Below are 4,440 nucleotides of genomic sequence, written 5' to 3'. Positions count from 1 at the left end.
ATTCGCGGCTGAACTTCCTTCGTTGCATTCCTTCGCTCCAGTTTCATTGGAAACACCTTAACTCGGTGTCCATGAAACCGGCAGCAGGCCAGACGATGCAATCAAAGCCGTTCGTCGGGCTCGCTCTGGGGCGATCGAAACGAGAGCCCAAGAGCAATGGGTGAGGGACGCTGAGCTAAGGTCCATTTGAACCACATAGCGCAACTTTTGAAGTTATAGATAGCAGAGCAGCCCTGAATTTTTATGGTGGGTTTCTATCGCAGATATCCGCACAAAAGTTAGGGGATCGCGCGCCTGAGACAGACATGCCGCAGTGCCCTCCGTCCTCTGGCGATTGTTCTCCTGCCGCGCACTGTTCCGCTGTCGTGCGATACTGGGGCAAGGTCATCATAGCTGCGGCTTCGCCGGCCGTCATCCGTCACAAGCTCCGGCATTTCAGCGATCAGCATGGCGGCAAAGACCGCCCGATTACGATGCGTCGAGTGTTTGGAGGGGAACATGCCCAAGGGTGGCGGCCAAGTACGCCGGGATATTGCCACCTAGAGATTGCCAGCCTCGGCGGGTTCTTTCCCGCAAAGAGCGAAAAGCCGAGGCCGCAAACGCAAAAAACCGCCCCGTTAGATGGGGGCGGTGAGTGCATTATGCATGAACTGGTTGCGGGGGCAGGATTTGAACCTGCGGCCTTCAGGTTATGAGCCTGACGAGCTACCGGGCTGCTCCACCCCGCGTTATGTTGAGCTTTCCGGGGATGCCCGGATTTTTTGTTTTGCCTATCCGCGTTGGCTTTGGCTCGGCGGGTTGAAGGCTTGGGCTGCTCTGGCCCGGTGATCTTTCGTTTTCTTGAACGGATATGGGCCGCTTGCGCGGCCCGGTCAAGGTTTCGGCTGGGCCGACAGGGTTTGTTTCGAGAAGATTTTGATTGCCTTTAGCAGACCTGGCAGCGACCTACTCTCCCGCGTCTTGAGACGAAGTACCATTGGCGCTGGGGCGTTTCACGGCCGTGTTCGGAATGGGAACGGGTGCGGCCACCCCGCCATGACCACCAGGTCGGCTAAGGGCAATCAATTGAGAAGCTGGCAGGCGTTTGCCTGTTTTGTTTTGAACACGTCTTTTCTTCACCTTTGCCTGCAAGGGACTTCCCATACAGGCCGCAAGGCCGTCGCCAGCAGTCTGGCGCGCCGTCCGCAGCGAAGCGATCGAAGATCGCGACAGCGTGAGGACAGAAGAGATGGCTCATCGATTTACCGATGAGCATGGTCAATGAGAACGATCAAGCCGATCGAGCTATTAGTACCGGTAAGCTTCACACATTGCTGCGCTTCCACACCCGGCCTATCAACGTGGTCGTCTTCCACGGCTCTGATAGGGAATACTCGTTTTCAGGTGGGTTTCCCGCTTAGATGCCTTCAGCGGTTATCCCTTCCATATATAGCTACCCTGCTATGCCCTTGGCAGGACAACAGGTCCACCAGAGATATGTCCATCCCGGTCCTCTCGTACTAGGGACAGATCCTGTCAATATTCCTACACCCACGGCAGATAGGGACCGAACTGTCTCACGACGTTCTGAACCCAGCTCACGTACCGCTTTAATTGGCGAACAGCCAAACCCTTGGGACCTGCTCCAGCCCCAGGATGCGATGAGCCGACATCGAGGTGCCAAACAACCCCGTCGATATGGACTCTTGGGGGTCATCAGCCTGTTATCCCCGGCGTACCTTTTATCCGTTGAGCGATGGCCCTTCCACGCGGGACCACCGGATCACTATGACCGACTTTCGTCTCTGCTCGACTTGTCAGTCTCGCAGTCAGGCGGGCTTATGCCATTGCACTCGACGACCGATTTCCGACCGGTCTGAGCCCACCATCGCGCGCCTCCGTTACTCTTTCGGAGGCGACCGCCCCAGTCAAACTACCCACCATACACTGTCCCGGACCCGGATGACGGGCCGCGGTTAGACATCCATGACGATAAGGGTGGTATTTCAAGGATGGCTCCACGAGAACTGGCGTCCCCGCTTCAAAGCCTACCACCTATCCTACACATGCCGACACGAATGCCAGTGTAAAGCTATAGTAAAGGTGCACGGGGTCTTTCCGTCTGACCGCAGGAACCCCGCATCTTCACGGGGAATTCAATTTCACTGAGTCTATGTTGGAGACAGCGGGGAAGTCGTTACGCCATTCGTGCAGGTCGGAACTTACCCGACAAGGAATTTCGCTACCTTAGGACCGTTATAGTTACGGCCGCCGTTTACTGGGGCTTCGATTCAGAGCTTGCACCCCTCCTCTTAACCTTCCAGCACCGGGCAGGCGTCAGACCCTATACGTCGTCTTGCGACTTCGCAGAGCCCTGTGTTTTTGATAAACAGTCGCTACCCCCTGGTCTGTGCCACCCCACAATGGTTGCCCATCATGGGGTCACGCTTCTTCCGAAGTTACGCGTGCAATTTGCCGAGTTCCTTCAACATAGTTCTCTCAAGCGCCTTGGTATACTCTACCTGACCACCTGTGTCGGTTTCGGGTACGGTCTATAAAGTGGGGCTATTTCCTGGAACCGCTCCACCGCACACTCAATCCAATAAGAATGTACGATTTGTGCGATCCGTCACCACCACAAGGCCCACGAATATTAACGTGGTTCCCATCGACTACGCGTGTCCGCCTCGTCTTAGGGGCCGGCTAACCCTGCTCAGATTAACTTTAAGCAGGAACCCTTGGTCTTTCGGCGAGAGGGTCTCTCACCCTCTTTATCGTTACTCATGTCAACATTCGCACTTCCGATACCTCCAGGATGCCTCACGGCTGTCCCTTCACAGGCTTACGGAACGCTCCGCTACCACACGTCTTGCGACGTATCCTCAGCTTCGGTGCATGGCTTTAGCCCCGTTACATTTTCGGCGCAAAGACCCTTATTTAGACCAGTGAGCTGTTACGCTTTCTTTAAATGATGGCTGCTTCTAAGCCAACATCCTGGTTGTTTTGGGATCCTCACATCCTTTCCCACTTAGCCATGACTTGGGGACCTTAGCTGGAGGTCAGGGTTGTTGCCCTCTTCACGACGGACGTTAGCACCCGCCGTGTGTCTGCCGACTAGTACTCCTCGGTATTCGGAGTTTGGTTAGGATCAGTAAGACGGTGAGTCCCCATAGCCCATCCAGTGCTCTACCCCCGAGGGTATTCGGTCGACGCTCTACCTAAATAGATTTCGCGGAGAACCAGCTATTTCCGAGTTTGATTGGCCTTTCACCCCTAGCCACAAGTCATCCCAATCTATTGCAACAGATGCGGGTTCGGTCCTCCAGTTGGTGTTACCCAACCTTCAACCTGCTCATGGCTAGATCACTCGGTTTCGGGTCTAATGCAACGAACTGAACGCCCTGTTCAGACTCGCTTTCGCTGCGCCTACACCTATCGGCTTAAGCTTGCTCGTTACACTAAGTCGTTGACCCATTATACAAAAGGTACGCCGTCAGGCTTGCGCCCTCCGACTGTTTGTAGGCATCCGGTTTCAGGTTCTATTTCACTCCCCTTGTCGGGGTGCTTTTCACCTTTCCCTCACGGTACTTGTTCGCTATCGGTCATGCACGAGTACTTAGGCTTGGAGAGTGGTCTCCCCATGTTCAGACAGGATTTCACGTGTCCCGCCCTACTCAAGGACAATCAGTGTTCTACGCCTACGGGACTGTCACCCACTACGGTCGAGCTTTCCAGCTCGTTCGGCTTTATTCCTGATTGCCACTGGCCTGGTCCGCGTTCGCTCGCCACTACTTGCGGAGTCTCGGTTGATGTCCTTTCCTGCAGGTACTTAGATGTTTCAGTTCCCTGCGTTCGCTTCTTACCCCTATGTATTCGAAGGTAAGATACCTTATAACAATGCTTGGAAACCCAAGCCGTCATCGCTGACAGTTTGGATTTTCCAAGCATTTAAGGTGGGTTGCCCCATTCGGATATCCATGGATCAAAGCTCATTCGCAGCTCCCCACGGCTTTTCGCAGCGTATCACGTCCTTCATCGCCTGTGCATGCCAAGGCATCCACCAAATGCCCTTACGACACTTAATCGTTCTCATTGCCAATGCTCATCACCAAGCCCCCAAAGGAGGCAAACCCGGTTACCTTTTACAACCAGGTCGTCATGATGCCATCGACGTGTTCGATAGACCTGCTTTATCGGAGCTACGCCGAGCAGCTCACTTGCAGTCTATCTTAAGACCAGCTTCTCGAGATCAAATCCGAGGATGCGCGGTCAGGCAACATCCACCAGACCGACAACCAGACAAGGGCAAAGCCCTCGAACAATCATCGATCCTTCCAGGCATCGGCTCTTCAGCCGATCCGGATCAATCTTCTCTTCACAATGTAGACAGAACAGGCACACAGCCAACCGGCCGGTGCAAACCTTTATTTTCTTCCAAGACAAGGAATTTGGTGGAGCCGA

The 4,440-nt window shown here is 54.4% G+C and carries 1 protein-coding gene, 2 tRNA genes and 2 rRNA genes (1 of these 5 running past the window's edge); all 5 read right to left on the bottom strand.

What is annotated here, in order from left to right; all coding sequences use genetic code 11:
- Window positions 1–278: 278 nt before the first annotated feature.
- Window positions 279–449, bottom strand: coding sequence for a hypothetical protein (locus NHF53_RS24235; RefSeq protein WP_374590967.1), 171 nt, complete (start codon window positions 447–449; stop codon window positions 279–281).
- Window positions 450–651: 202 nt separating this feature from the next.
- A tRNA-Met gene (locus NHF53_RS00035) sits at window positions 652–728 on the bottom strand.
- A 204-nt stretch (window positions 729–932) separates the two neighbouring features.
- A 5S ribosomal RNA gene (rrf, locus tag NHF53_RS00030) occupies window positions 933–1,047 on the bottom strand.
- A 219-nt stretch (window positions 1,048–1,266) separates the two neighbouring features.
- Window positions 1,267–4,064 (bottom strand): 23S ribosomal RNA (locus tag NHF53_RS00025).
- A 364-nt stretch (window positions 4,065–4,428) separates the two neighbouring features.
- Window positions 4,429–4,440: transfer RNA gene (locus tag NHF53_RS00020), tRNA-Ala, on the bottom strand (it continues 64 nt past the right edge of the window).

It is taken from the genome of Ciceribacter sp. RN22, assembly GCF_024054295.1.
Lineage (GTDB): Bacteria > Pseudomonadota > Alphaproteobacteria > Rhizobiales > Rhizobiaceae > Allorhizobium > Allorhizobium lividum.
This window is presented reverse-complemented; position numbering and strand designations above follow the sequence as displayed.

Bases quoted from the DNA above. Each gene is read 5' to 3' on its own strand.
- NHF53_RS24235 (WP_374590967.1), bottom strand. From the start codon at position 449: ATGCTGATCGCTGAAATGCCGGAGCTTGTGACGGATGACGGCCGGCGA.